25 protein-coding genes are annotated in these 20,203 nt (G+C 68.2%); 10 read left to right on the top strand and 15 right to left on the bottom strand.

Going from position 1 to position 20,203, the window contains the following annotated elements:
* Positions 1-86: 86 nt before the first annotated feature.
* The gene (locus BJQ94_RS18725) at positions 87-1,073 is read right to left on the bottom strand and encodes an SDR family NAD(P)-dependent oxidoreductase (protein ID WP_265398149.1); all 987 of its coding nucleotides are present in this window, start codon (positions 1,071-1,073) and stop codon (positions 87-89) included.
* Between the two features lie 33 nt (positions 1,074-1,106).
* Between BJQ94_RS18725 and BJQ94_RS18720 the strand changes: the two genes are divergently transcribed.
* On the top strand, positions 1,107-1,751 hold the full coding sequence (locus tag BJQ94_RS18720; protein ID WP_265398150.1) for a TetR/AcrR family transcriptional regulator: 645 nt from the start codon (positions 1,107-1,109) through the stop codon (positions 1,749-1,751).
* On the opposite strand, the gene BJQ94_RS18715 is transcribed toward BJQ94_RS18720, so the two are convergent.
* From BJQ94_RS18715 to BJQ94_RS18705, 3 genes are read right to left on the bottom strand one after another with little or no spacing between them, the layout of a single operon-like run.
* Positions 1,748-2,161 carry a VOC family protein gene (locus BJQ94_RS18715; RefSeq protein ID WP_265398151.1) on the bottom strand — a complete coding sequence of 138 codons (414 nt, stop codon included), beginning with the start codon at positions 2,159-2,161 and terminating at the stop codon, positions 1,748-1,750. The genes BJQ94_RS18720 and BJQ94_RS18715 overlap by 4 nt on opposite strands.
* A 10-nt stretch (positions 2,162-2,171) precedes the next feature.
* Positions 2,172-2,627, bottom strand: coding sequence for a helix-turn-helix transcriptional regulator (locus tag BJQ94_RS18710; RefSeq protein ID WP_265398152.1), 456 nt, complete (start codon positions 2,625-2,627; stop codon positions 2,172-2,174).
* Between the two features lie 52 nt (positions 2,628-2,679).
* Positions 2,680-3,783: an acyltransferase family protein gene (locus BJQ94_RS18705; RefSeq protein WP_265398153.1), complete on the bottom strand. Its 1,104-nt coding sequence runs from the start codon at positions 3,781-3,783 to the stop codon at positions 2,680-2,682.
* A 106-nt stretch (positions 3,784-3,889) separates the two neighbouring features.
* On the opposite strand from BJQ94_RS18705, the gene BJQ94_RS18700 reads away from it, so the two are divergent.
* A complete protein-coding gene (locus tag BJQ94_RS18700) occupies positions 3,890-4,483 on the top strand; it encodes a TetR/AcrR family transcriptional regulator (protein WP_265398154.1) in 594 nt (197 codons plus the stop codon).
* A gap of 84 nt (positions 4,484-4,567) precedes the next feature.
* Positions 4,568-5,626: a medium chain dehydrogenase/reductase family protein gene (locus BJQ94_RS18695; RefSeq protein ID WP_265398155.1), complete on the top strand. Its 1,059-nt coding sequence runs from the start codon at positions 4,568-4,570 to the stop codon at positions 5,624-5,626.
* A gap of 128 nt (positions 5,627-5,754) precedes the next feature.
* Here BJQ94_RS18695 and BJQ94_RS18690 read toward each other — a convergent pair whose 3' ends face one another.
* From BJQ94_RS18690 to BJQ94_RS18680, 3 genes are all read right to left on the bottom strand, one after another.
* Complete coding sequence (locus BJQ94_RS18690) at positions 5,755-6,396, bottom strand: TetR/AcrR family transcriptional regulator (protein ID WP_265398156.1); 642 nt, start codon at positions 6,394-6,396, stop codon at positions 5,755-5,757.
* Positions 6,397-6,462: 66 nt separating this feature from the next.
* Positions 6,463-7,530: an LLM class flavin-dependent oxidoreductase gene (locus BJQ94_RS18685; RefSeq protein ID WP_265398157.1), complete on the bottom strand. Its 1,068-nt coding sequence runs from the start codon at positions 7,528-7,530 to the stop codon at positions 6,463-6,465.
* A gap of 163 nt (positions 7,531-7,693) precedes the next feature.
* Complete coding sequence (locus BJQ94_RS18680) at positions 7,694-8,332, bottom strand: NAD(P)-binding domain-containing protein (protein ID WP_265398730.1); 639 nt, start codon at positions 8,330-8,332, stop codon at positions 7,694-7,696.
* Positions 8,333-8,466: 134 nt separating this feature from the next.
* Here BJQ94_RS18680 and BJQ94_RS18675 point away from each other — a divergent pair, with 134 nt between their 5' ends.
* Positions 8,467-8,808 carry a helix-turn-helix domain-containing protein gene (locus tag BJQ94_RS18675; protein ID WP_265398729.1) on the top strand — a complete coding sequence of 114 codons (342 nt, stop codon included), beginning with the start codon at positions 8,467-8,469 and terminating at the stop codon, positions 8,806-8,808.
* 10 nt (positions 8,809-8,818) lie between these two features.
* Here the strand turns inward: BJQ94_RS18675 and BJQ94_RS18670 are convergent, their stop codons facing one another.
* The 3 genes from BJQ94_RS18670 to BJQ94_RS18660 form a co-directional block, all read right to left on the bottom strand.
* Complete coding sequence (locus BJQ94_RS18670; RefSeq protein ID WP_265398728.1) at positions 8,819-9,244, bottom strand: MauE/DoxX family redox-associated membrane protein; 426 nt, start codon at positions 9,242-9,244, stop codon at positions 8,819-8,821.
* 57 nt (positions 9,245-9,301) lie between these two features.
* On the bottom strand, positions 9,302-10,060 hold the full coding sequence (locus BJQ94_RS18665) for a hypothetical protein (RefSeq protein ID WP_265398727.1): 759 nt from the start codon (positions 10,058-10,060) through the stop codon (positions 9,302-9,304).
* A gap of 108 nt (positions 10,061-10,168) precedes the next feature.
* A complete protein-coding gene (locus tag BJQ94_RS18660; RefSeq protein WP_265398726.1) occupies positions 10,169-10,627 on the bottom strand; it encodes a MarR family transcriptional regulator in 459 nt (152 codons plus the stop codon).
* Between the two features lie 157 nt (positions 10,628-10,784).
* On the opposite strand from BJQ94_RS18660, the gene BJQ94_RS18655 reads away from it, so the two are divergent.
* Complete coding sequence (locus tag BJQ94_RS18655; RefSeq protein ID WP_265398725.1) at positions 10,785-11,600, top strand: bacteriorhodopsin-like; 816 nt, start codon at positions 10,785-10,787, stop codon at positions 11,598-11,600.
* 57 nt (positions 11,601-11,657) lie between these two features.
* On the opposite strand, the gene BJQ94_RS18650 is transcribed toward BJQ94_RS18655, so the two are convergent.
* The 4 genes from BJQ94_RS18650 to BJQ94_RS18635 form a co-directional block, all read right to left on the bottom strand.
* On the bottom strand, positions 11,658-12,446 hold the full coding sequence (locus BJQ94_RS18650) for a carbonic anhydrase family protein (protein WP_265398724.1): 789 nt from the start codon (positions 12,444-12,446) through the stop codon (positions 11,658-11,660).
* A gap of 312 nt (positions 12,447-12,758) precedes the next feature.
* Positions 12,759-13,463, bottom strand: coding sequence for a PfkB family carbohydrate kinase (locus BJQ94_RS18645; RefSeq protein WP_265398723.1), 705 nt, complete (start codon positions 13,461-13,463; stop codon positions 12,759-12,761).
* A 26-nt stretch (positions 13,464-13,489) separates the two neighbouring features.
* Positions 13,490-14,023: a putative immunity protein gene (locus tag BJQ94_RS18640; RefSeq protein ID WP_265398722.1), complete on the bottom strand. Its 534-nt coding sequence runs from the start codon at positions 14,021-14,023 to the stop codon at positions 13,490-13,492.
* Positions 14,024-14,119: 96 nt separating this feature from the next.
* Complete coding sequence (locus BJQ94_RS18635; RefSeq protein WP_265398721.1) at positions 14,120-14,710, bottom strand: TetR family transcriptional regulator; 591 nt, start codon at positions 14,708-14,710, stop codon at positions 14,120-14,122.
* Between the two features lie 104 nt (positions 14,711-14,814).
* On the opposite strand from BJQ94_RS18635, the gene BJQ94_RS18630 reads away from it, so the two are divergent.
* From BJQ94_RS18630 to BJQ94_RS18610, 5 genes are all read left to right on the top strand, one after another.
* Entirely contained in the window at positions 14,815-15,639 is an 825-nt protein-coding gene (locus tag BJQ94_RS18630) for an SDR family oxidoreductase (protein ID WP_265398720.1), read from the top strand.
* Positions 15,640-15,694: 55 nt separating this feature from the next.
* Positions 15,695-16,342: a hypothetical protein gene (locus BJQ94_RS18625; RefSeq protein WP_265398719.1), complete on the top strand. Its 648-nt coding sequence runs from the start codon at positions 15,695-15,697 to the stop codon at positions 16,340-16,342.
* A gap of 239 nt (positions 16,343-16,581) precedes the next feature.
* The gene (locus BJQ94_RS18620) at positions 16,582-17,133 is read left to right on the top strand and encodes a dihydrofolate reductase family protein (protein ID WP_265398718.1); all 552 of its coding nucleotides are present in this window, start codon (positions 16,582-16,584) and stop codon (positions 17,131-17,133) included.
* Positions 17,134-17,177: 44 nt separating this feature from the next.
* A complete protein-coding gene (locus BJQ94_RS18615) occupies positions 17,178-17,711 on the top strand; it encodes an NUDIX hydrolase (protein WP_265398717.1) in 534 nt (177 codons plus the stop codon).
* Between the two features lie 3 nt (positions 17,712-17,714).
* A complete protein-coding gene (locus BJQ94_RS18610; RefSeq protein ID WP_265398716.1) occupies positions 17,715-18,854 on the top strand; it encodes a hypothetical protein in 1,140 nt (379 codons plus the stop codon).
* Between the two features lie 20 nt (positions 18,855-18,874).
* On the opposite strand, the gene BJQ94_RS18605 is transcribed toward BJQ94_RS18610, so the two are convergent.
* A complete protein-coding gene (locus BJQ94_RS18605; RefSeq protein ID WP_265398731.1) occupies positions 18,875-20,182 on the bottom strand; it encodes a GNAT family N-acetyltransferase in 1,308 nt (435 codons plus the stop codon).
* Positions 20,183-20,203 lie beyond the last annotated feature (21 nt).

The following is a 20,203-nucleotide window of genomic DNA, read 5'->3' as shown; positions in this document are numbered from 1 at the left end:
GTCTCGACAAGCTCGACCAACGGACTGGGCGTGACCCGTTCGCTGGTCGAGACCCCGTGACCCGTCAGACCCACGCGACCAACCCGTCAGACGGAGGCGACAAACTCGGCCGAGACCTCCCACAGCCGGCGGGCGGCGTCTGGGTCGAGCGCGTGCGGGAGCACACCGTAGATGCCGTCGACGATGCCCGGCACCACGGCCGCCGGGTGGCAGTCCTCGTAGTAGCCCGGCGTTCCCACGCCGAGCGTCGCCCGGGTGGCCACGAACACCGAGGTCGCCGCCCCCTGCGCCGGGCTCTTGCCCGGATACCGGCGTTTCATTCCCGCCAACACCTCCGGGTCCCAGTGCCGCTGCAGGTTCGTCCAGATGCCGCCGGGCATCAGGGCGGCCGCGGCGATGCCGTCATCCGCCCACCGCCGGGTAGCCTCGAGGGCGAAGAGCACGTTCGCGGTCTTGGACTGGCCGTAGGCCAGCCCGGAGTCGTAGGCGTCGCGCTGGAAGAACAGGTCATCGAACCGGATGCCGCTCGAGCCGTGCCCGCTCGAACTCACCGACACGATCCGGGCACCGCCGGCGGCGGCCAGGGCCGGATGCAGCGCCGTTGCGAGCGCGAAGTGGCCCAGGTGGTTCACGGCGAACTGCATTTCCCAGCCGGCGGGCGTCCGCAGTTCCGGGGTGTGCATGATGCCGGCGTTGTTCACCAGGATGTGCAGTGGCTCCGACCACGACGCGGCCAGTGCCCGCACCGTGCCCAGGTCGGCCAGGTCGAGAGGGGCCACCCGCACGGCGCTGTTGCCGGTGCTCGAGCGGATGTCCTCGACGGTTCGGGCGCCGGCGGCCACATCCCGCACGGCGAGCGTGACGCTTGCGCCGGCAGCGGCCAACGCCCGCGCCGACTCCACCCCGATGCCCGAACTCGCCCCGGTGACAAGGGCGGAACGTCCGGTGAGGTCGATGCCCCGCACCACCTCGAGCGCGGTCGACTCGGCCCCGAAACCGGCGACCGGGAAATCGGAGGAAATGGACTGGATGTCATCAGGATTGGACTTCACGGTCCATTCGTACCACAACATGGACCGCACGGTCCAGTGCGCTACGATCGGCCCATGGAGGAGACCAAGATCACGGCGCGGGGCCGCGCCACCCGGCAGCGGATCATCGAGGCCACCGGCGAGCAGATCCTCGCCGCCGGGATCGGCGGCACCACCCTCGACACTGTGCGCGCGGCCACGCTCACCAGCAAGAGCCAGCTCTTCCACTACTTTCCCGGCGGCAAGACCGAGCTCGTGCGCGAGGTCGCAACCTGGGAGGGCCAGCAGCTCCTCGAGGCCCAGGAGCCGTTCATTCACGACCTGAGCACCTGGGAGTCCTGGAACCAGTGGCGCTCCGCCCTGGTGGACTATTACCTGGGACTCGGCCGCTGGGCCTGCCCGATCGGGTCGCTGGCCACGCAGGCCGCGATGACCGACCCCGACCTCGAGGCTTTCTTCAGTGCGAGCATGGCCCAGTGGCGCGACACCCTGGCAGCCGGGGTGACGAAGATGCAGGCCGCCGGGCAGATCGAGCGGGCGGTCGACCCCCAGCGCATCGCCGTGGTTATCCTCGCCGCCATCCAGGGTGGGCTCGTGCTCAGCCAGCCGATGCGCTCGGCGTGGCCGCTCGAAGCGGCCCTCGATTCGGCGTTGGCGCCCCTGCACCAGGCGGCCGTCACCGACCGCCGGGTTCCGGCCTCGCCGGCCGCAGAAGCCTAGGAGGCCGCCGGGGCCTGCGCGATCCGCACGGTGTTGCCCGACGGGTCGCGGAATGCGCAGTCGCGAGGGCCCCAGGGCTGGTCGATGGGTTCCTGGAGCACCTCGGCGCCGGAGGCGCGCAGGGTCTCGAAAGTCGCGTCGACGTCGTCGGAGCGGAACACGAGCATCGGCAGCACACCCTTGGTGAGCAGCTCCTGCATCGCGTCGCCGTCGGCCGGCGATCGGCCGGCGTGGGGCTCCGACAACACGATCTCGAGCCCGGGCTGCGCGTCGCTGCCCAGCGTGACCCAGCGGTACTTGCCCGAGGGTACATCGCTCTGCACCTGCAGGCCGAGCGCGCCACTGTAGAAGCCGATCGCCTCGTCGACGTCGTTCACGGTGATGTTGCAGTACTGGAGTGAGATTGTCATACCGGCGACTTTAGGCCGCGGCCTGGCCGGGTGCTTCTTCGATCCTGCTCGATGCGGTGCCACTCGATGCGACTCGCACCGGGCGGGTGTGCGCCTTGGCCACACAGGAGGGCATCGCCTTGACCGCGCCGTGCTCGCGGCCGCGGTACGCGCTCGGGGTCTCGCCGACGATCTCGGTGAACCGTGAGCTGAACGAACCGAGCGAGGTGCAACCCACCGCCATGCACGCCTCGGTGACGGTCGCGCCGGCGCGCAGCAGCTCCATCGCCCGCTCGATCCGGCGGGTCATCAGGTGGTTGTATGGCGTCTCGCCGTAGGCCGCGCGAAATTGCCGGGAGAAATGCGCCGGCGACATCAGCGCCCGGCGGGCGATGGTGGGAACGTCCAGCGGCTTCGCGTAGTCCCGGTCGATCATGTCCCGGGCGCGGCGCAGGCAGACCAGGTTCTCAAGCTCCTGCGGGGTCATGCACCGAAGCTAGCACCCGGCCCGCCCGGTCGCGAGAGCCTAGCCGGACCGATCAGGATGCGGCGTTCCGTGGCGCGATTCCGGCCCGGCGGCGCGGCCGGTAGCGGCCGGAGAGCACGCCGATCAGCCACTCGATCGGGCCCTTGCCCACGAACCGCCACCACAGGATCCCCACCAGCGGCACCCCCAGCACGAGAACCAGCCAGGCCACGGGATCGGTGATGCCGTAGCTGATTCCGTTGGCCGACATCCATGCCACCACGGCCACCTGGAACACGTAGAGCGAGAGCGAGAGCGAGCCGATCGCCTTGAGCGGCAGGAAGACCGCGTGCACCGCCGCGGCGGCCGGCCGGCGGCGCGGTGAGGCGAGCAGCATGATCAGGCCCAGCGTGCCGAGCACGAGGCCCGCGTCGTGCAGGGTGTCCAGATAGCTGCCGGACGCGCTGAACTCCTCGCCGGTGACGCCGCGCCAGAGCGGGCCGAGCCACCACGCCGGCACGGCCACCGCGAGCAGGATCCAGCCGGCCCGGCGGCCGCCGAAACGGATGCGGAACAGCAGCGCCCCGAACAGGAACCACGGCAACAGGTTCGTCACCCGGTAGTGCGGGCTGAGGAAGAACCACTCCAGCAGGAAGCTGGCCGGCGTGCGCTCGCCGCCGGTGATCAACGGGCCGGTGGCGGTCAGCATCAGCTCATTGAGCGGAGCGCCGAGAACCAGCACGAGCGTCAACACGGCGATCAGCGCCCGGGTGCCCAGCAGCACCAGAGGCGTGCCGATGGCGAGCACGAGGCCCAGGAACGAGAGCACGATCGCGATCCAACTGCCCCAGGTGGACAGGAACAGCCCGAGCAGCACCAGGATGACGCCGCGGATGACGTTCTGCACGATCACCGTGCGGCGGGCGGATACGTCAGCGCCGGCCTTCGCCAGCACGATCGCCGCGGCCGCGCCCATGGTGGTGGCGAACAGCGGCGAGGCGAGATCGTTCAACTGGCCTTGCAGGAACGCCGTGGCCCAGGGCTGCCCGACCATCAGGGGTCCGGCGTGAGCGACGAGCATGGCCATGATCGCCACCCCGCGGGCCACATCGGGCACGATGTACCGGTCCCGCTGCAGGCGGGGTGCGACGGGGGAGACAACAGCGGACCCGGACATGAGGGCACCTCTCGACAGGGTTTGGTCCACCGTACAGCAGCGCCGGGGGCGCCGCCCGGGACCGGGCCGCTTGACAAAACCGAGTTGTGACTGTTCAATCACTTACATGACGATTCAGCCCCAGGACCTAGCCGCACCGTCCCCACGGGCCACCCGCTCCAGGTCCACCGCCGAGGACCAGCGCGCGCGGATCGTCGCCGTCGCCGTGGCGGCCTTTGCGCACGCCGGCTACCACGCGACCCCGGTGACCGACATCGCCGAGAAGGCGGGGGTCTCACCGGCCTATGTCTTCCGGCTGTTCCCGGGCAAGCTCGGCCTCTTCGTCGCAACCGTCAGCCACTGCTACGAACAGGTCGTCTCCGCCCTGGTCGCGGGAGCGGCAGCAGCGGGAACGACCGATCCCGATGCCGTGCTCGACGCGATGACCACCGCGTATGTCGACCTGATCAAGGATCGTGACCTGATCATGCTGCAGGCCCACGCGCAAAGCGCCTGCGATGTGCCCGAGATTCGGGACGCCGTGCGCCAGGGCTTGGCCAGCGTCGTGCGAGCCGTCGCCCGCGAATCCGGCGCCGAGCCCGCGGCAGTGCAACGCTTCATCGCCTATGGACAGCTCTGCCACCTGATCGTGCAGGCCGAGCTCACCGATCTCACCGACGGCTGGGCTGACACCCTCACCGCCGGCATCCGCCACAACTAACCGAGACGCCGCCAACCTGGCGGCGTCTCATTTACCCACACAAGTGACTGTTCAGACAGTCACAACAACCATGGAGAAGCGCAGATGACTACCACCCGCTCAATTCCCACTTCACGTCCCGCCACCACCACCCGCGTCGTGCTGCCGGGCCTCGTCGAACCGGCCGGCCTGCTGCTGGAGACGGCCCCGATGCCGGTCGCGTCGGCGGGGGAGCTGCTCGTTGCCGTCGAGGCCACCGGCATCTCGTTCGCCGAACAGTCCATGCGCCGCGGCCGCTATTTCGGCCAGCCGGCGTTCCCGTTCACGCCGGGGTACGACCTGGTGGGCACCGTCCTGGCGGCCGGCGACGCCGGCAACGCCGGCCTCGTGGGCCGCCGGGTCGCGACCATGACCAAGACCGGCGCCTGGGCCGGGCACGCGGCTGTGCAGGCCAGGGACAGCATCGTTGTGCCCGACGAGATCAGCTCAGAGGATGCCGAGACCGTGGTGGTCAACGGGGTGACGGCGTGGCAGATGCTGCACCGCAGCGCCAAGGTCACGGCCGGGCAGACGATCCTGCTCTTCGGCGCGAACGGCGGCGTCGGCGGCATCCTGATCCAGCTCGCGCGGCACGCTGGCGTGCGCGTGATCGGGGCGGCCGCATCCCGCCACCACGATGCGCTCCGCGCGGCCGGCGTGATCCCGGTGGACTACAGCGACCCTGACCTGGCCGCCCAGGTGCGTGCGATCGCGCCGACGGGCGTGGATGCGGTCTTCGACAACGTCGGTGGGGCCATGACGCGCACGGCGTGGACCCTCCTTGCGCCAGGGGGCACCCTGGTGACCTATTCGATCATCACCGCGGTCAGCGGAAGTGGGCCCCTGATCATGCCGTTCCTGAAGGCCATCGGCCAGGCGTTGCTGTGGAGCGCCCTGCCCAACGGCAGGTCGGCCACGTTTTACGACCTCTGGGCCGGACACCGCGCCCGGCCGGCACGATTCCGCCGCCACCTCGAGCACGACCTCGGGCAGGTCTTCGCCCTCGTCGCCGACGGCACGATCGTTCCCAACATCGCGGCCCGGTTCCCCCTCGCCGAGGTTGCCGCCGCGTTGACGCTCGCCGAATCCCGCACCCTCAACGGCAAGGTCATCCTGCTGCCGTGACCGGGGGCGTCGGTCCCTATGCCCTATGCCCTGCTGGCGCTGAATAAGTCGTGCATGAGCGCGGTGACTTCGTGCGGTGCCGCGTCGAACGCGTCGATAGCTGCGGCTCGGGGCGCCAGAGTGAGTGCTCAGATGTCGGTGACCCGGGTGATCATCCGCAGGTGCGCCCGCAGCGTGTCGGTGACGCTCACCGCGTCCGGCTCGATGAGCCAGTGCACCTGGATGCCGTCCCAGATGGCGAAGGTGGAGATCGCGGCGTACTCGGCGTCGACGCCGGGCGCCAGCAGGCCGGCATCGGCCAGGCTCTGGAACATTGTGCGGAAGTCACGGCGGGTGCGTTCGGTGCGCACCCGGAAGTATTCGCCGCTGGGATGGTCGGGTGTGGCCGATTCGGCCGACATGATCGCGTACAGGCTGATGGCGCCGGGCACCTGCTCGTTGAGCTCGGCCAGGCGCAGCAGCAGGGCGGGGATCTCGGCGGGGGCGAAGTCGGTGCGTCCGTCTCTGGCTTGCAGGTCGCTGTCTTCCTTGTATTCCAGCACGGCCTCGAGGAGCGCTTCCTTGCTGGGGAAGTGGTGCAGGATCGACGACGGTTCGAAGCCGATCAGGCCGCCGATCTCGCGCAGCGATCCGGCTCGGTAGCCCGAGGTGGAGAAGACCTCCAGGGCGGCGGCCACGATTTCTTTGCGGCGCGCTTCGGTCTTGCGGTACGGGCCGCGCCGCCGCGTCGGGGCGGGTGCAGCGGTCGGTGTGTCCTCGCGTGCGTCCATCTCCGCAGGGTACCTCGTGCGCGTGCGGTGCCCCGAACCGCGGTCGGCTCTTATTGGAGGTTGCCCCTACTTGGCGGCGAGCAGCCGCTCCACCCGGGGCTTCACCTCGGTGGCCAGCAGAGTGAGCGACTCCAGCAGATGCTCCTGCGGTAGCCCGCCGAAGTCGCCCTGCATGAAGTGCCGCATGTGCCCGAGGTAGCCGTGCAGGTGCACGATGCGCTCGGCAACGTCATCGGGGTCACCCACGTAATAGGCACCGGCCCCGTGGCTCTGGGCCAGGAACTGTCGGCGGTCGGGGGCGCCCCAGCCGCGCAGGCGTCCCATTTCCACGTTGAGGTTGTGCCAGCCCGGATAAAACCGGTCCAGTGCCTCCTGCTTCGTCGGTGCGACCAAGCCGAACGTGGCGACGGACACCTTGATATTGCTGGTGTTGCTGTGGTCGGTGTGCCCGGCCTGCGCCGCCGACCGGCGGTACAGCTCGGCCAGCGGTGCGAACCGGTGCGGCTCACCGCCGATGATTCCGTAGGAGATCGGCAGGCCCAGCTTGCCTGCCCGCGCCGACGAGGATGCGTTGCCGCCGGTGGCCAGCCAGATCGGCAGTCGCCCGTTGACCGGGCGGGGCACCACGGCCAGGTTGTCGATCGCCGGCCGCACGGTGCCAGACCAAGTCACGGTCTCGTGCCCGGTCTCAGCAGCGCTGTCGTTGATGGTCATCAACAGGTCGAGCTTTTCGGCGTAGAGCCGGTCGTAGTCGACCAGGTCGTAGCCGAAGAGTGGGAACGTCTCCACGGAGGACCCGCGGCCGGCGGTGATCTCCACCCGGCCGCCGCCGGAGATGGCGTCGGCGGTGGCGAACTGCTGGAAGACCCGCACCGGGTCATCCGTGCTGATGATGCTCGCCGCGCTGCCGAGGATGATGCGGCTGGTCGCGGCGGCGGCCGCGGCGATCATCGCGCCGGGGGAGGAGGCCGGCATGCTCACGGTGTGATGTTCGCCGATGCCGAAGTAGTCGAGGCCGACCCGGTCGGCCGTCACGATGGCGTCGAAGAGGTTGCGGATGGCGGCGGCTGTGCTTCCCGCGCTGCCATCGGGGTTCAACGGGGTGTCGCCGAAGCTGTATGCGCCGATTTCCATGGGTTTGTCCAATGTCTGGTGAAGCTGGGGGTGTGAGCGGGGTGTGGGTGGGCCTCCGCGTAACTGTTCCCGTTCCGGACAATTGCACCCGGCGCACCGGACGCAATTGTCCGCACGGGGAACAGTCGCGCGGGGGAGGGGCGGGGCTGTCGGGCGGGCTGGGTCAGGCGGCCTCGGCCAGGCCGAGTTCGATCGCCAGTTCCGCCGCGGTGTGCCGGCCACCGAAGATCGGCGAGCCCGGCTCGAAGTCGGCGCCGGCCTCGAGCGGGCCGGCGTAGACCGGGTCGAAGCCGAATCGGTTGATGACCTCCGCCACGACGGCGGCGCTCTCGACGTCGCCCGCGATCGCGAGGCCGTGCCGCTCGGGGTCGCCGGCCGGTCGGGCGTCGGTTTCCAGGTCGTGGTAGCCGATGTGGTTGAGCGTCTTCACCAGCCGGGCGTCGGCGAAGTAGGCGGCGACCACCTCGCTGCTGCTGCGGGCATCCGCGGTGAACTCGTGCAGGTTGCCGTCGATCGGCTGCCAGTAGTTCATGGTGTCGATTGCGATCCGGCCGGCCAGGGTGCCCGGGTCGACGGAGTGGAACTTGTGCATCGGCACGGCGAGCACCACGAGGTCGGCGGTGGCAGCCACATCCGCGGCCGTCATCGCCACGGCGCCCGGGGTGACGATGTCGACGATCAGCTGGATGTCGGCGGCCGGGCCGGAGCCGGCGATGTGCACGGCGTAGCCGGCCTTGAGGGCGGTGCGGGCGATGGCGGAGCCCACGCGGCCCGCTCCGAGGATGCCGATCGTGCTGACCATGGTGGCCTTTCTGCAGAGTGCGCGGCGCCCGAGTGCGAGCGCCGATATCCCACGATGGCAAACTCTGCCACCAACCGCCACTCGGGGGTAAGCTACTAATCAATGGTTAGTAATGCACGAACAGGAAGCAGAGCATGAGCGAGTCCACCTTCGCCCTCGATGAGGAAGAGTGCCGCCGGTTCCAGATCTCCGTGGAGCTGGCCGGCCGCAAATGGAGTGCCGCGATCCTGATGGCCGGTGCCCGCGGCGCTCGCCGGTTCTCCGAGTACCGCAGTCTTGTCGACGGCATCTCCGACCGGCTGCTCGCGGCCCGGCTGAAGGAACTCGAGCAGGAGGGCCTCATCGAACGGGACGTGCAGCCCACCACACCGGTGTCGATCAGCTACAACCTGACCCCGTCCGGCCGGCAGCTGATCTCCCTGCTGCACCCCCTGGTCACCTGGAGCCGTACCCGCCAGAGCGCTCAGGTCTCCTAGCCCCGCGTCGTTACTTGGCGCGCCGCAGCAACGCGCCCGTGCTCCACAGCGCCCACGCAATCAGCAGCGGCTGCCCGAACAGCCGGCCGATCCGCTTCCTGTCGGTATCCAGCCCGAACGCATCCTTGTGGTGCACGGCCTGAGCGATGTTGCCGGGGAAGATCGCGGTGAAGAAGGTGGCGGCCAGCAGTCCCACCTTGCCGCGCAGCCCTGCCGGCGCGAACAGCAGCGCGCTACCGAGCGAGATCTCGGCCACCCCAGAGAGCAGCACCGTCGTGTCCTCCTTGAGCGGCACGAACTCGGGCACTTGGGCGCGAAAGTCGTCGCGCGCGAAGGTGAGGTGGCTCGTGCCGGCAAAGACCAGAATGGCGCCGAGCGCGATCCGGCCGATGGTGCGACCCGTGCTTCGGCCGGTGGATGCGGGTGACTGTGTCATGCGGGCTCCCTTATTGATTCAGCGAATCTCGTCGGTTCAGCGACCCGGCGGGCGTGGTTAGCGGATTCCGGCAATTCTTTCCAGGCCGGCGCGCAGGATGAGTTCTTCGGGGTCGGCGAGCAGGTGGTGGTTGAGGTAGAGCCCCTCCAGCCACTCGAGCACCTCGGCCTCAGGCAGGCCCACGGCGTCCCAGTCCACGCCGGGCCGGGCGAGCACGGCCGGCTGGCCGTTGGTCGGGTCGGTCCAGGCGGAGGCCAGGGGCAGGTCGGGCTCCTCGTGCTGCGCGTTCCAGAGCAGAGCGATCGGGTGGTTGGGTCCGTCGATGTGGTCGTGCCCCACGTGTCCGGCGCCCAACCAGGGCAGCATCAGCTGTTCGCCCTCGAGCTCCAGGTCCACAACCTCCAGCTGCACAGGTTCCTCCGGGCTGGTCGCGTAGACGGTAAGCCCCAGCGCGCTCCACTCGGCGGCTTCGGCGGCATCCATGGTGAGTTCTTCGAGCAGCCCGCTGACGTGCTGCACAAACGGCACGGCCCAGGCCAGCAGTGCGGCGGTGTCGGAGCGCGGCCACGGGCTGATGTCGCTGTCGACGCCGTCGGCGTTGTGGAAGTGGTGCTCGGTGCCCTGTTCGGTGACGTCGAAGTGCAGTTCGCCCTCTTCGAAGCCGATGTAGACGGCGGCGCCGTCTTCCAGCCACTGCGCATCCAGAACCGGGAATGCGAAGCGGGGCGGCAGGGGAGGCGCCACCAGGGGAAGCGCACCCAGGTTGAGCACCGCGCAGAACTGCGTGTTGGGCAGGCGAAGGCTGGGGTCTGACACCGGTCTCATCTCCGTGAATCGTGGCGGGCGTGTGCCCATCCATCCAAGTATGGGGCAGGCTGGCGACGGCGCGGATGCTGGCGGGCGCGCGCCGGTTGCAGCGTGTGGTCAGTACCGGGCCAACCGGGTGCGCACCTCGGCAGCGACCGAGGTCAACGCTTCGGTGAAAGCGGTCAGTTGATCGGCATCCAGGCTCGCGGTGGACGAGGCGAGCATCTCGGAGAAGTCGTGGTGGATGCCGCCCATCACGTCGTGCCCGTGCGGGGTCAGCTCCAGGTAGAGGCTGCGGCGGTCGCCGGGATGGTCCACTCGGTGCAGGAGGTCGGCCTCCACCAATCGGCGGGCGATGGCTGTGATCGCCCCGGTGGTCATGCCCAGGTGGTTGGCCAAGTCCTTGGGCATGATGCTCACCGACCTGGCCACCATGAAGAGCGCGCGCAGTTCGGTGGCGCTCACGCCGGCATCCTCGGCGATGCGCTGCCGGTTGGCGTCGAGAGCGCTGACGAACGCCGTTGCTGCGGCCGGAAAGCCGGTGAGGGTGTGTGCGAGCGGTGCGGGTGGGGTCATGGCTTCTCCGGCCGGGGCGGAGCGAGTTGCGTCACTCCCTGTGGGTGAAAAGTATTCTACCGAATCCCTCCCAAACAAGCTGAGAATGTAGTTGAATGACTAAGCAACTTAGTTGCTAAGCGATATCAGGCACCGTCTAACCCCGATGGAGTAGCTCATGATTCCCGACATCCTCTCGCCCGGCCAGTACGACACTGTTTACAATTCCCTCTCGCTGGTGATCGCCGCGCAGCTGTTCACGGCGGTGTTCCTGCTCATCTCCCTGCCGCGCATCCTCCCGCGGTACCGGCAGGCGATCACCGTGGCGATTGTGGTGTGCGGTATCGCCGCGTACCACTACTTCCGCATCTTCGACTCGTTCCGGGAAGCCTTCGTGACCGAGGCAGCCGGTGGTCAGGGCGACTACGCGCAGGCTGCGGGAGCCGGGTTCAACGAGGGCTACCGCTACGTGGACTGGCTGCTCACCGTGCCGCTGCTGCTGGTGGAGCTCATCGCGGTGCTCGCCCTGGCGAGGTCGGTGCAGCGTGGCCTGCTGGTGCGGCTCGTTCCCGCCGCCGCGCTCATGATTCTCCTCGGCTACCCCGGTGAGATCAGCGGCGACAACGGCATCCGTGGCCTGTTCGGGCTGCTCTCCACCATCCCGTTCGCCTACATTCTCTATGTTCTGTTCGTGCAGCTCACGAAGTCGCTGAACAAGCAGCCCGTTGGGGTGCGCAGAATCCTCAGCCAGCTGCGCTGGTTGCTGCTCCTGAGCTGGGGCGTCTACCCGATCGCCTATCTGCTGCCGCTGCTGAACATCGAGGGTGCGGATGCCTGGGTCTTCAAGCAGGTCGGCTACTCGGTAGCCGACATTCTGGCCAAGGCCGTCTATGCGTTGATCATCTTCAGGGTGGCCCGCATCAAGTCCTTCGATGACGACCCCGAGTTCTCCGAGGTCGAGCGCTCCCTCGACGAGAAACCGACTCGCGTCTGAGCCGATTTCCCGCCGCCGCCTCGAGTCGGTCGAGACCTCGCGAGCCGCCTACATCCGTTACCCCAGCTCTGCCGTCCCGCCCACAACCGTGCGGTCGCCAAGCGGCTGCGTAGGCCGGGCGTTGTGGCTGTGCGCGCCCTCGAGCGTGCCGATCTGCTCCGCCGACATCGAGATGGGCGTGCTCAGCACGACCCACTGCACATCCTCGGTGCACGGCGGGGTGGTGAGGCTGCCCGAGTACTCGTAGTTCTCCAGCGACGCCGGCAGCACGGCCGACACATCCAGCGTCACGTCCTCGTCGTCGGCTTCGTGCGTGGCCGCTTCGATGAACGGCGCCAGCGCGTCGGATGCTGCGCCCTCGGTTACCAGGACGCCGAGCACCAGCAGCTTGCCGTCCGCGTCGGCGTTCACCAGGTGTAGTTCGGCCGCGGCGGGCTGGCCGTTCACGGTGTGCTCGGACGGCACGTGCGCGTGCATCTGCTGCAGGCTGTACTCGTCTCCGCCGAAGGTGAGGGTCTCGCCCTCCCCGTCGGACTCGAACTCCATGGCGTGCCCGGAGTCGAAGACGTCGCCGTCCGTATCCTCCGCGCTCAGCTCGATGCTGGTGCTCGGCGCGGGCACGGTGGCCGGCAGGTCGATGGGGGACTGGTCGGTGCCCGCCGCGCAGGTCTCGAAGCTGGAGTCCACGTCTGCCCACGAGGCCGGGCCGGTGTCGCCGTCGTACGACCAGTGTGCCGGCTCCGCTGCGGGCGTCGCGCTCGGTTCTGTCGCGGGCCCTGCGCATCCGACCAGGGTGACGGCGGCCGCCGTGAGAGCTGAGGTGACGAGCCAGGATCGTGCGGACATGGGAACTCCTAGAACTGCATAGACGACGCCGCACCGAACATGCGGCGTGACCACCCTCCAACGAGGGTCGTCTTCCCGAATCATCCTCTGTGGCCACCGGGCGAACTGCAGCGGTCGCAGGGCCAAAGGCCCGCCGGCAGCGTTGTAAGGGGCCCCGGGCGGACGGTGAGTTGCCACGTGAGGCCCTGTCCGTGACTCGCGATGGGCCTCAACTGCCATCTCACGGCGCTGTCGTCGGGTGAGTTGCCAGTTGGGGCCGATTCGCATGTCGCGAAGGGACCTCAACTGGCAAGTCAGCATCCCGCGCGGGCGTCAGGCGGCCGCCAGCTCCGCTCGGGTGGGCGGGTTGGCGCCGGGCCGCGACACCGTAATGGCCGCGGCATCCGCGCTTCGTCGCATGATCTGCTCAAGCAGCCCCAGGGGCAGCTCGCGCAGGTCATCGCGGCGGTCGGCACCGATGAGGTCGGCCTCGAGCAGCCCGTCGATGAGCGCGCCCATGAAGGTGTCGCCGGCGCCGACGGTGTCGACCACGGTCACGAGCGGGGCCACGATCGACACCCGGCCCGCGGCGGTGAGCGCGAACGCACCATTCCCGCCGCGGGTGACCACCACAACGGCTGGCCCCGCGGCCAGCCACGCGGACGCCGCGTCGGCCAGGCTCCTATCGGGCTGCAGCCAGCGCAGGTCTTCGTCGCTGACCTTCACCACATCGGCGAGCCGCACGAGCTGCTCCATTCGCGCCCGGGCCGCCGCGGCGTCGTCGATCAGGGCCGGGCGGATGTTCGGGTCGAAGGTGATGGTGGCCGTCGCACGCCGGTCCTGCACCAAGCGGGCAACATCCGAGGCACCCGGCTCGAGCACCGTGGCGATCGACCCGATGTGCACAAGATCGGCTGGGCCCGCCAGCGAGCCGTCGATCGACCAGGCCAGGTCGAACTCGTAGCTGGCGGCGCCGGTCGCATCCAGCACCGCGGTGGCGGTGGAGGTCGACCCGGCCGCGCTCGCCGTGACCCGCACGCTCGACGCCTCCAGCCATCCCCGAGCTATGCAGTGCCGCTCAGTGCGGACTGTAGGGATCGGATGTTTGCTCCGAGAACACCAGAGGCAAGTAGCCCAGTACCGAGCGGTCCGGACGAATCCTCCCCGAGTAGTGGCAATTGTCGGAGAGCGATCTTCACGGCCTGATTCATGTTGGCCACCTGCCACGCAATCTCAGCTGCAGCTCCGCCATCGGGGGCTGCCAACTGGGCCGCTTTAGCCGCGTAGGCAGCAGCGCCGAGGGCGTGCGCGCCCATATGCGCGACACCGGACGCTTGGCCGGCCGCCCAGGCTGCCGCTTTGCCGGCGGGGGAAGCGGCGGCCTGGGCAGCACGGCCCGCGACGAAGCGCCGACGAATCTCGCCTGCCGTGTCCAGCTCTCCGCGGGCGAAAGCTCGGGCGCGCTCGATTCCATCCCGTGCTCGCTCGTCGCCTGGTACCTCCTGCTCGAACAGGGGCAGAACGCGTTCAGCGCAATCCGCGGCCCAAACGGCGACGACTCGGCGGTCGTTCTCGCTCAATGATTGTGGGGAGAGCATGCTTCATCTTTGCACTTGGTCCCAGAATTGCATCGCCTACGGAGGCGACAGGTCAGCGGTACTGCGGGCGTGGTCAGATTCGCTTCGCGGTGGAGATTACGACCCCAGGCGCACTGCGGTGACCGCGCGATCGTAGAGAGCCGCGAGATCGCCCACGCCGCCGCCAGTGACCCAGAGCTCCCCTGCCACGTCCAGGCAGGTGATCGCGCTGGCGACGATCGCGGCGGGCGCCGGGTCGTACACGTCGTCGGCTAGTCCGAGACGCCTCCGGATGTCGGGTACCAACAGCGTCTGCCAATGCAGGTGCTTCTCGATACTGCGCGCTCGTAGCGAGGGCGTCCCGTACATCATCGTCGCGATTTTCAGCGTGACACCGGGGTCGACTTCAAGCGCATCCACGGCGTGCAAAGCCTGCCGAAGAGCTTCCCAAGGCCCGACGGTCTGTGGCACCTTCTCGAGCGCTTCCCGCATGAGTTCGCCTTGGCCCGCCAGGTCGCCCAGCACGATGTCTTCCTTGGTGCCGAAGTAGCGGAAGAACGAGCGCCGCGAGATGCCGGCCGTCGACGCGATCTGATCAATCGTCGTCTGGTCGAAACCCTGATCCAGGAACAGCCGCATAGCAGTGCTCGTGATCTCGGCGTAGGCCGACTGACGGGATCGCTGCCACAACGTCGGCTCAGTGCTCATGTCAGCATCGTAGCCTAAATGCCTGCTTGACACTGAGTGCCAGGTGGGCATACATTCTCACCGGACGCAGATCGCGCCCACACTCACGAATATTGGAGCTGCTCGTGCCCGCACTGGACTATCCCAGCCACACCATCCTGATCACCGGAGCGTCATCCGGTATCGGCGCGACCTTTGCCCGTTCCCTGGCTTCTCGCGGCGCCAACCTCGTGCTGGTCGCCCGCCGCCGGGATCGACTCGACGCACTCGCCACCGAGCTCACCAAAGCCCACGGCGTGACCGTCACCGCGATCACCCAGGACCTTGGCTCGTCCTCGGTAGGCGTCCGGCTCGCAGATGCGGTGGCAGCGGCAGGGCTCCACGTCACCGGCATCATCAACAACGCCGGTTTCGGCACCTTCGGCGACTTCGTCGAGGAAGACCCCGACCGCCTTGCTCTCGAGATCGCCGTCGACGTCAGCGCACCCGTCCAAATTAGCTCCGCGTTCCTGCCCGACATGGTCAAGGCGGGCACAGGGTTCCTGATCAACGTCGCCAGCATGGCTGCCTACACACCCACCCCGAGGATGGCCGTCTACGGTGCGGCGAAAGCGTTCGTGCTGAGCTTCACGGAGTCCCTCTGGGCAGAGACCCGCGCATCAGGAGTCACCGTCTTCGCGGTCTCGCCCGGCGCCACGAGCACCGAGTTCAACGCCGTCGTCGGCACCGATGACGCCACCGCGGGAGCCCGGATGCGCACACCGGACGACGTCGTGGCCACCGCGCTCGCCCACCTCGACCGGCGCAACCCGGGCCCGAGTGTGATCGATGGCTCCTCCAACCGGGTCGGCGCGAACATCGGCCGAGTGATGAGCCGACGCGGAACCGTCACGATGATGCACCGACTCACCGACCCCGCGCGCCGTAACCGCACCGCCGCGGCGAGATAGCGCGGGGGAGTCAGGTGGCGCACCCGCTACTTTGTAGGTAAACACGGGAGATTCGGTGAATTCGAGAAACAGTTGGACGCTGAGTCGTCTTGCGTGGATCGCGATCATCGCATTGGAGTTTCTCAGCCACCTGATTTTTCAGTGGTTCGGCTGGTCGGGGGACGTGGCGTTCAACGCTGAGTTGGTGGTTCTCGCAATTCTCGTGCTCATTCTGGGCCCTGCTTCCGGTGCGCTGGTCTACTTCGGTCTAAGTCGGGTGCCGGCCAGAGCTCGAATTCGCGAACTCAAGCAGCAACGGTCTGCGATCGTCCTAGACGCGGATATGGATGCCGCCTTCCGCCGGTGGATCGGGACTCGGGCCGACCGCACGCGTACTGTGCCGGTGAAGGTGTCGCGCTTTGGCGTGGCGTTGACAGCAGATAGTGAAGGAATGAGGGTCTGGGCTGGCGCCGGGAGAACGCCGGTCAGAGTTGCCTCGGTGCGGTGGGCCGAGATCGACCGGATCTTGCCTCCGAAAGCCATGGACTTCATTGGTGCTGACTCACCGCAGACCGCCATGACGTTGAAGTTTGTGTCGCCCGAACCTGATCTGCGAGTGCTGCTCTTCATCCCGTCCCAGGTGGCGCAGACCGGTCAGTACAAGGACATCGTGCAGGTCGTGAAGGTCTTGGAACAACTGCGGATGGAATCAACCGTTAGGTAAGTAGCGCTGTCTTGGGCGGTTTGCTGGAGGAACTCCTTGCCGGCAATACCCGTTTGGTGCGAATGTGAACGTGTGATTGGCGGCTTTCGCAGGTATGGTCACGAGGTTTCGACAAGCTCAACCAGCGAGAAACAAGCTCACGAGGTTTCGACAGGCTCAACCAGCGAGAAACATGGTCACGAGGTTTCGACAAGCTCAACCAGCGAGGCGGGGACGTCTCAGATTGTGGAGAAAACGATATGCGCAAACTGACCGCAGGCCTCTTTTACTCCGTTGACGGGGTCGTGGAGTCGCCGAACCTCTGGCAGTTCGACAGCTTCGACGCCGAGATGGGCGAGGAGATGGGCGCGGTGATCAGCCGCGTCGACACTGTGCTGCTCGGCCGGGTGGGCTACCAGGAGTGGTCGGGGTACTGGCCGAACGCCGACGCCGACGACCCGTTCGGCAGCTTCATCACCCCGGTACAAAAGTTCGTCGCCTCCCGCACCCTCACCGGGGACCTCGAGTGGCAGAATTCCCAGTTGATGGATGCGCCGCTGGAGGAGTTCGTCACCGCGCTCAAGCAGACCGAGGGCGGCGAGATCAGCGTCATGGCCAGCATCTCGCTGGTGCGGCAGCTCTTGTTCGCCGGCCTGCTGGACTCGCTGACGCTGATGATGCACCCGGTGGTGGCGGGGCAGGGCCGGCACCTCTTCGAACCCAGCGATCCCACCACCAAACTGGTCCTTCAGAATTCCCGTGTGACCAGCAAGGGCAACACCATCCTCAGCTACGGGCTCCGCACCGACTAGACCGCCAGACGGGCGTGGTTGGATGGGTGCGAGAGGCGGTGCCCATGATCGAAGCCCTGTCAACGCGGGAGGCTTACCGCAATGCCTGGATGACCGTGCGCGAGGATGTCGTGCGCCGACCGGACGGGTCCACAGGGATCTACGGGGTCGTCGACAAACCCGACTTCGCCATCGTCGTGCCGTACACCGACGATGGGTTCTGGCTGGTCGAACAGTTCCGCTACCCCGTCGGGCGCCGGGCCTGGGAGTTCCCGCAGGGCTCCTGGCCGGCAGAGAAGGGCGGCAGCCAGGAGGACCTGGCCCGCGCCGAGCTGCAGGAGGAGACCGGGATGCGCGCCGCCGACGTGCGCCACCTCGCGCACTTCTACAGCGCCTACGGCCACAGCAGCCAGGGCTGCGACCTCTACCTGGCCACCGCCCTCACGCCCGGTCCGCCGGACCGCGAGATCACCGAGCAAGACATGGTGCACCGCTGGTTTAGCGAAGACGACTTCCGCCGCATGATCCGCGACGGCGAGATTGTGGATGCGGCGACCATCGCCGCGTACACCTACGTGGTGCTCGACCGGCAGGCTTGAGCTTTGGGGGCCGAGAGCGTGGGCCTGCGCGCCGCCGACCTGCTCGCCGGGCCCCGGGGCCGTCGGCTCTGCCTGGAGACGATGCTCACTCTGCGAGATGCCGAGACGGCGGCGACGGAGGAGCTGCGTACAGCCGTCTTCTTCGCCGCCTACGACCTCGACCCTGAGCGGGGAATGTCGCGAGTGCTCTTCGGTGCGGGCGTAAATCAGCGCGCGGAGGTGCCACTCGCGCCGACACCGCAGGAGGTCGCTCGACTTCTGGACGCGGCGCCCCTGCCGGATCTCGACGCGAGCACCCTGCTCTCCGCGCTCGCCACCGTGGTGGACACCGCGAGGTACTGGCAGGAACCGGACGGCGAAGATGTTCTCGCCGGAACGCCGGAGGTGCGCGCGGCGCTCGCCAGGGTGGCTGAGGCCATCGCCGCCGCTCGCGGCTGCGTCTGGTGGGCCGGCCCGATGCAGGACCGCGAGCAATGGGTGGTCACCTTCGCCGACCTGCCGCACATCCCGCGGCCGCCGGCGCGCACGGCGCGGGAGATCCTCGACCGCTGGCAGGGCCTCCAGCTGGAGGAGGAGGCCACGGCCCAGCGCGATCGCCCCGCCGACCCCGCCGCGAGGTTCAGCGGCACCTGGTGGTCACGACCCGCCCTTGGCCTGATGGGCACGACACGTGCGCTGCCGGGCCACGGGCCGATGGGTCTCCGATTTGTCGAAGATGGGCTCGGCTGGGAGTCGGCCACGGTCGAACGAGTGCACCTCCCGGCGGATGCGCGCATCTTCGAGATCGACGGCGCCGCGGCGTGGACGGATCTGGTGGACCGCTACCCGCTGGAGGTCACGGCGTCCCGACGGCACGACTGGTACCGGATCACGGGACGGAGCGGCACCTGGGTCATCCCGGACTGGTCGCGAGTGCGGCACGACTACGACGCCGTGCACCTGACTGTGGGCGGTTATCTGAGCGCGGCCGGAACGGGCATCCGTCTCGACGATGACCGCGCGACCGTGCTCGCCGGGTGGGACCCCGACGCCACCTACTGGTTGCGGGACCTGGACCGACACGAGTCGACCGCGGCGGAGTGGCACCTCGACGACGCGGACGGTGCGTGGCGGCCGTGGCCCGGAGAGCGTCACGAGGCCTGAGCCGAGACGACCGGTCTGGACTAGAAGTGCGTCAGGCAGTGGGCCGGTCGCTCCACGGCGAAGAGCCGGGCAGCCAGGAACGCTGCTCCCGCGGAGTGCTCGTGCACCGTGCCCGCCGCGGCCAGCGTCACCGGGTTCACCGCGCCCAGGTAGATGGAGGAGAGCGCGGCGATGTCCAGTTCCAGGTCGGGCGCCGCGGCGGATGCGCTGACCCGCGCGGTGCCGTCCCGCACCTCGAGTGCGAAGGTGCCTGCCGTGAGACCCAGGCCGTCGGTGACTGTGAGAACGAGGGTGCCGTCGGCGGCGAACTGACGCGCTTGAAGTGCCTGGGGTACATCGAGGATGCGCAACCAGAGCAGGTCTCGCGGGTTCGACGCCGCCACGCAGCGCGAATCGGTGAGGGCCCAGGTGAGCGGGTTGTCCACCGGTGCCTCGTTCCAGGTGATGCGCTCCACCAGGTCGATGGCCGCCAGGTACTGCCAGAGCTCCAGGTAGGCCGCCGGAGTGGCGGCAACGAGGTCCACGATCTCCATCGTGGCGGGGGTCTTGTCCCAGCCGCCGAACCGGTAGGAAACATAGCCGTCGACCGTGTTCTCGCCTGTGTTCTCGCCCGTGCCTCCAGGCGCGTAGTGCAGCGCAACCTTCACCTTGGTATCCGGGCCGCCCTCGCGACTCGCTGTTCCTGCGGCCAGCTGGCGATAGAACTCCTGCCGGCCGATGGATCCCGGCTGGGCACCGTGCACCCGGTTGAAGATCTGGGGTGCCAGCTCGAGAAGCACGGTTGGGTCGGCGACCTCCACAGTTCCCACCGGCACATGGCTGAGCCGGAACTTGGCACCGGTGTCAACCGTGATGCTCTGCTCCGCGGTGGCCACACCAAAGCCGAATCGGGCATAGATCGACGCCTCGGATGCGGTGAGGGCGGCGATCGCGATGCCGCTCTCCTTGGCCAGGGCGAGGTCTTCAGTCATCATGCGGCGCAGCAGTCCGCGCCGCCGGTGCGAGGTGCGCACGGTCACGCCGGTGATCAGGTGCGCATCCAGCAGCCGGCCGAACCCGATGTTGAGCGTGCTGGGCTGGGTGCCGAACGTGGCGACAGGCACCTCACTGCCCAGCGAATGCGGTGCCGGCTGACCGGTTTGGTAGACGCCCGTGAACACGGCGCCGTCTATGCGGCTTCTGGCAATGGACTCCTGTATCCGCTCGTCAGTGCTGCGCTCCTCATGGAACCCGAAAGAGACCGCTTTGTCCCAGGCCGTCGCTTCGGGGTACCCGGGCTCGCCAGGGGCTGCCGGCTCGAACCGACGGATCTCGTACTCTGCATTCATCGGGGACATGCATCCGAGTTT

This window comes from Cryobacterium sp. SO2 (assembly GCF_026151165.2).
Taxonomy (GTDB): Bacteria; Actinomycetota; Actinomycetes; order Actinomycetales; family Microbacteriaceae; genus Cryobacterium.
Note: the sequence above shows the minus strand (reverse complement) of the source record. Positions and strands in the feature narration are given on the sequence as shown.

What these genes read in the sequence shown, in the direction of transcription:
- BJQ94_RS18725 (WP_265398149.1), bottom strand. Translation starts at nt 1,073, where the DNA reads ATGTTGTGGTACGAATGGACCGTGAAGTCCAATCCTGATGACATCCAG.
- BJQ94_RS18720 (WP_265398150.1), top strand. Translation starts at nt 1,107, where the DNA reads ATGGAGGAGACCAAGATCACGGCGCGGGGCCGCGCCACCCGGCAGCGG.
- BJQ94_RS18715 (WP_265398151.1), bottom strand. Translation starts at nt 2,161, where the DNA reads ATGACAATCTCACTCCAGTACTGCAACATCACCGTGAACGACGTCGAC.
- BJQ94_RS18710 (WP_265398152.1), bottom strand. Translation starts at nt 2,627, where the DNA reads ATGACCCCGCAGGAGCTTGAGAACCTGGTCTGCCTGCGCCGCGCCCGG.
- BJQ94_RS18705 (WP_265398153.1), bottom strand. Translation starts at nt 3,783, where the DNA reads ATGTCCGGGTCCGCTGTTGTCTCCCCCGTCGCACCCCGCCTGCAGCGG.
- BJQ94_RS18700 (WP_265398154.1), top strand. Translation starts at nt 3,890, where the DNA reads ATGACGATTCAGCCCCAGGACCTAGCCGCACCGTCCCCACGGGCCACC.
- BJQ94_RS18695 (WP_265398155.1), top strand. Translation starts at nt 4,568, where the DNA reads ATGACTACCACCCGCTCAATTCCCACTTCACGTCCCGCCACCACCACC.
- BJQ94_RS18690 (WP_265398156.1), bottom strand. Translation starts at nt 6,396, where the DNA reads ATGGACGCACGCGAGGACACACCGACCGCTGCACCCGCCCCGACGCGG.
- BJQ94_RS18685 (WP_265398157.1), bottom strand. Translation starts at nt 7,530, where the DNA reads ATGGAAATCGGCGCATACAGCTTCGGCGACACCCCGTTGAACCCCGAT.
- BJQ94_RS18680 (WP_265398730.1), bottom strand. Translation starts at nt 8,332, where the DNA reads ATGGTCAGCACGATCGGCATCCTCGGAGCGGGCCGCGTGGGCTCCGCC.
- BJQ94_RS18675 (WP_265398729.1), top strand. Translation starts at nt 8,467, where the DNA reads ATGAGCGAGTCCACCTTCGCCCTCGATGAGGAAGAGTGCCGCCGGTTC.
- BJQ94_RS18670 (WP_265398728.1), bottom strand. Translation starts at nt 9,244, where the DNA reads ATGACACAGTCACCCGCATCCACCGGCCGAAGCACGGGTCGCACCATC.
- BJQ94_RS18660 (WP_265398726.1), bottom strand. Translation starts at nt 10,627, where the DNA reads ATGACCCCACCCGCACCGCTCGCACACACCCTCACCGGCTTTCCGGCC.
- BJQ94_RS18655 (WP_265398725.1), top strand. Translation starts at nt 10,785, where the DNA reads ATGATTCCCGACATCCTCTCGCCCGGCCAGTACGACACTGTTTACAAT.
- BJQ94_RS18650 (WP_265398724.1), bottom strand. Translation starts at nt 12,446, where the DNA reads ATGTCCGCACGATCCTGGCTCGTCACCTCAGCTCTCACGGCGGCCGCC.
- BJQ94_RS18640 (WP_265398722.1), bottom strand. Translation starts at nt 14,023, where the DNA reads ATGCTCTCCCCACAATCATTGAGCGAGAACGACCGCCGAGTCGTCGCC.
- BJQ94_RS18635 (WP_265398721.1), bottom strand. Translation starts at nt 14,710, where the DNA reads ATGAGCACTGAGCCGACGTTGTGGCAGCGATCCCGTCAGTCGGCCTAC.
- BJQ94_RS18620 (WP_265398718.1), top strand. Translation starts at nt 16,582, where the DNA reads ATGCGCAAACTGACCGCAGGCCTCTTTTACTCCGTTGACGGGGTCGTG.
- BJQ94_RS18615 (WP_265398717.1), top strand. Translation starts at nt 17,178, where the DNA reads ATGATCGAAGCCCTGTCAACGCGGGAGGCTTACCGCAATGCCTGGATG.
- BJQ94_RS18605 (WP_265398731.1), bottom strand. Translation starts at nt 20,182, where the DNA reads ATGAATGCAGAGTACGAGATCCGTCGGTTCGAGCCGGCAGCCCCTGGC.